The 4,447-nt window shown below is 73.7% G+C and carries 2 protein-coding genes; both read left to right on the forward strand.

Features of this window, described 5'->3' with window-relative positions; genetic code table 11:
* Positions 1-239: 239 nt before the first annotated feature.
* Positions 240-1,436 (forward strand): exonuclease SbcCD subunit D, encoded by a 1,197-nt coding sequence (locus tag WMI84_RS17065; RefSeq protein WP_347354975.1) that lies wholly within the window; start codon positions 240-242, stop codon positions 1,434-1,436.
* A 1-nt stretch (position 1,437) separates the two neighbouring features.
* Entirely contained in the window at positions 1,438-4,431 is a 2,994-nt protein-coding gene (locus WMI84_RS17070; protein WP_347354976.1) for an AAA family ATPase, read from the forward strand.
* Positions 4,432-4,447: the final 16 nt, after the last annotated feature.

Raw genomic sequence — 4,447 nt, forward strand, 5'->3', positions numbered from 1 at the left:
TGCGTCCCCGCGCGCGCCGAGCCGGCCCGAGCCGTGCTGCATGCGTCCCCGCGCGGGCCGAGCCGGCCTGCCGTGTCGCCGACGTGTCCTGCCACATCAGCCTGCCTTGCCAGACGGACCTGTCCTGGTCGCACGGACCTGCTTTGCCACACCGACTTGTCCTGGTCACACCGACGTCCGTTCGTCACACGGAGCGTGTCCCGGGAGGCAGTGTCACAGGTGGGTCATACCGTCGGGGCATGCGGTTGTTGCACACCTCTGACTGGCACCTCGGGCGCACGCTGCACGGCGTCGATCTGCACGCGGCGCAGGCGGCGGTGCTCGAGCAGATCTGCCGGCTCGTCGAGGACCCGGCCGGCGGCGTGCCGGTCGACGCGGTGCTGCTCGCCGGCGACGTGTACGACCGGGGCGTGCCACCGGTCGAGTCGGTCCGGTTGTTCGAGCGCACCCTGGCGCGACTGTCCGAGGTCACCACCGTCGTGGTCACCTCGGGCAACCACGACTCCGCGGTCAGGCTCGGCTACGGGGCGGGGCTGTTCCGCGAGCGCATCCGGATGATCACCGACCCGGCCCGGCTCGACGTGCCGGTCCTGATCGAGGGCTCGGACGGGGTGCGCGTCGCGGTCTACGGCATCCCCTACCTCGACGTCGACCAGGCCCGGGTGCTGCTCGCCGGTGGGGGCGACCCACTGCCCCGCTCCCACCAGGCCGTGCTGGGGGCCGCCTGCGACCGGGTCCGCGCCGACCTGACCGGGCGGGCCGGCGTGCGCAGCGTGGTCATGGCACACGCCTTCGTCGCCGGGGGCGAGCCCAGCGACTCGGAGCGCTCGATCGCGGTCGGTGGCGTCGACCGCGTCGCGGTCTCGGTCTTCGCCGGCATCGACTATGCCGCGCTCGGGCACCTGCACGGCCCGCAGTCACCGGGCGGCGTCGAGGGCACCGTGGTGCGCTACCCGGGCTCGCCGCTGCGTTACTCGTTCGCCGAGCAGGACCAGCGCAAGGTCGTCCTGCTCGTGGACCTCCCGACCGTCGGACCCGTGGCGGTGACCCCGGTCGAGGTCCAGCAGCCGCGCCCGATGGCGACGCTACGCGGGCACCTCGACGACCTGCTGTCCGACGCGTCGCTCGCGGCGCACGAGCGGTCGTGGGTGCGGGTCACCGTAACCGACCGGGTGCGGCCGGACTCACTGATGGATCGGCTGCGGGCACGCTTCCCCCATGTGCTGCAGGTCCGCCACGAGCCCGAGGGGGCCGCCGGGCAGCGCCGGGCCGGCACGACGGCGGTCAGCGAGCGCGACCCCCGCGAGCTGGCCGCCGACTTCATCGCCCACGTGACCAAGGGCGAGGCGAGCGCGGGCGAGCTCGGCGTCTTCGTGGCCGGCTACGAGGCAGCCCTCGCGGCACAGCGGCTCGCCGAGTCCCAGGAGGTGGCGTGACGTGCAGCTGCACCTGCTCGAGATGACGGCGATCGGGCCGTTCGCCGGCACCGAACGGGTCGACTTCGCCACCATCGGCAGGGCGGGCCTCTTCCTGCTGGAGGGTCCGACCGGGTCCGGCAAGTCGACGATCATCGACGCCATCACCTTCGGCCTCTACGGCCGCCTCGCGCAGGCCGGTGCCGACCTCGAGCGCATCCACTCGCACCACGCCGACCCGCGCACCGTACCGGTCGTCACGGTCGTCTTCGAGACACAGTCCGGGATCTACCGGGTCCGACGTACACCGCGGTTCGAGCGGCCCAAGTCACGCGGCACGGGCACGACCGTGCAGCAGCCCAGCGTCAAGCTGTGGCGCCTCGCCTCCGTCGACGACCTCGAGGCAGGCGAGCTGCTCTCGACCAACATCGGCGACTGCGACGACGAGATCACCCGGGCGGTCGGGCTGACCCGGGACCAGTTCGTCCAGACCGTGATCCTGCCGCAGGGCGAGTTCGCGACGTTCCTGCGGGCCCGGTCCGAGGACAAGGGCAGGCTGCTCGAGAAGGTCTTCGGCACCGCCTTCTTCCGGCAGGTGCAGGAGCAGCTGGTCGAGGCGGGCCGAGCGGCACAGGCCCGCCGCCAGCACGGCATCGACGAGATCCACGATGCGGTGCAGGCCTTCGCGGTCTCGGCCGGGCTGGCTGACGAGCGGCGCGCGGCCCTCGTCGAGCTGGGTGAGAGCCGACCGGACGACCTGCTCACCGAGCTGGCCGAGGTCGTCGACGAGCTGCGCACGCGGGAACGGCACGCCCGCAAGGTGAGCCGTGAGGCGATAGACCGTCACAGCCAGATGGCCGACATGGTCGGCGACGCGCGGCTGCGGATGCACCGTCGGGAGCGGCTGCTCGAGCTGCAGCGCCGCGAAGAGGACCTCGAGCGGCAGGCTACGGAGGTTCGCCAGTCGCGCGAGCAGCTGGCCCGGGCGGTGCGGGCTCGTCCCGTGGCCGGCGCGATCCGGGCCCTGACCCAGGCCGAGGCGACTCTTGAGCGGGCCGAGGCTGCGCACGCGGCGGCCCGTGGGCACGTCGCAGCTCGGCTGCGGGATCACGAGGTGTCCGCCCTGCGCGCCGAGGCGGCGACCCTGCGAGAGGTCACCGGGTCGCTCCAGGGCGCGCTGGAGCTCGAGTCGGCGCTCGCCAGCCACCAGGAGCAGGCCCGGGGCGTCGCTCGGGCCGCCGAGCGGCATCGGGCCACGTTGGAGGGCGTGCGGGTCGAGCTGGTCGACCTGCCCCGACTGGTCCGTGAGCAGGACGAGGCCCTGGGCGAGGCCAGGCGGCTGCATGCCCTCCACGAGGCCCGGTCCGCCGCGACCGGACAGGCCACGGACCGGCTCGCTGCCGCCCTCGACCACGAGGCCGCGGCGGCGCGGCTGCCCGGGCTGCAGCGAGCCGTCACGACGGCGTTGACCGCGGTGCGCGCTGCCGAGGGCGAGCTGGGGCGGCTGCGGCAGGCGCGCATCGACGGGATCGCCGGCGAGCTCGGTCTCACGCTGGTCGCGGGTGACCCCTGCCCCGTCTGCGGCGGCACGGAGCACCCGGCCCCGGCTCGCCCCAGCTCCACGGCGGTCACCCCGGAGCAGGTGCAGGCCCAGGAGCTGGCCCTCGAGCGGCTGAGGTCTGCCGCCACTGCTCGGGCCGACGACCTCGGTGCGGGGCGCACCGAGGTCGGCGAGCTCGCCGCCCGCTGCAACGGGCTGACGGTCGTCGCGGCACGCGAGGCGGCCGAGCTGGCCGGTCAGCAGCTGGCCGAGTCGATCCGCGCCGGAGCGACCCTGCGGACCGGCACAGCACGGCTCGAAGCGCTGCGTGGCCGGGAGCAGGAGCTCGGCGAGCAGTCCACCGCCCTTGCCACCGAGCTGGCCCGACTCGACCAGAGCCGGGCCGACTGGACCGCCCGGCTCGCCCGCGAGGCGGCCGAGGTCGCACGCGCTCGAGGTGACCATCCGACGGTGGCCGAGCGACGTCGCGCCACCGAGGCCGCGGCCCGTCGCGTGGAGCGGCTCGCCGACGCGGTCACTACCCGCGACGCGGCCGGCGCGGCGGTCGTCGAGGCGAGCGCTGCCCTGGACGTCGAGCTCGCGGCAGCCGAGTTCGAGTCGGTGCAGGAGTGGCGCGAGGCAGACCGGTCGACGGACTGGATCACCGACACGAGGCAGGCCATCGCCGACTTCGAGCGCGAACGCACCGCGGTCCGGGCTGCCCTGACCGGTCCCGAGCTGGCCGACGTGCAGCTCGACGCGCTCTTCGACGACATCGAGCAGCTGGTCGAGCTCGAGCGCGCCGCCAGGCAGGAGATGGAGCAGGCGACGACCGAGCACGGCAGCCTGCGGAGCCAGGCCACCCGGGCCAGGCAGCGGCTGGGCGACGTCGAAGCGGCCCTGGCGCGCAACGCCAGGGTGACCGCCGAGACGGCCGACGCGATCCGGGTCGGTCAGCTCGTGGCCGGTGGCGGTGACAACCGGCTCAACCTCGACCTCGCGAAGTACGTGCTCATCCGGCGCTTCGCCGAGGTGCTGTCGGTCGCCAACACCGAGCTGGCGAAGTTCTCGGGCGGCCGTTACTCACTCGAGCACACCGACGCCAAACAGGGCAATGCCAGGTCGGGGCTGGGCATCCGGGTGCACGACATGCACACCAACCAGGTCCGCGAGGTCGGCACCCTCTCGGGCGGTGAGACCTTCTACGTCTCCCTGGCCCTGGCCCTGGCCCTCGCCGAGGTGGTGCGGGCCGAGTCGGGCGGCGTCGAGCTGGGCACCCTCTTCGTCGACGAGGGTTTCGGCACTCTCGACCCCGAGGTCCTCGACGACGTCATGCACACGCTCGAGGGGCTTCGTGAGGGCGGGCGCACCGTCGGGATCGTCAGCCATGTGACCGAGCTCAAGTCGCGCGTGGCCGACCGGATCGAGGTCGTGGTGCAGCCCGATCGCACCTCGACGTTGCTGGTCACGGCCTGAGCGGCGCCTCGGCTGT

This window comes from Intrasporangium sp., assembly GCF_039812505.1.
Taxonomy (GTDB): Bacteria; Actinomycetota; Actinomycetes; order Actinomycetales; family Dermatophilaceae; genus Intrasporangium_A.

What these genes read in the sequence shown, in the direction of transcription:
- WMI84_RS17065 (WP_347354975.1), top strand. Translation starts at nt 240, where the DNA reads ATGCGGTTGTTGCACACCTCTGACTGGCACCTCGGGCGCACGCTGCAC.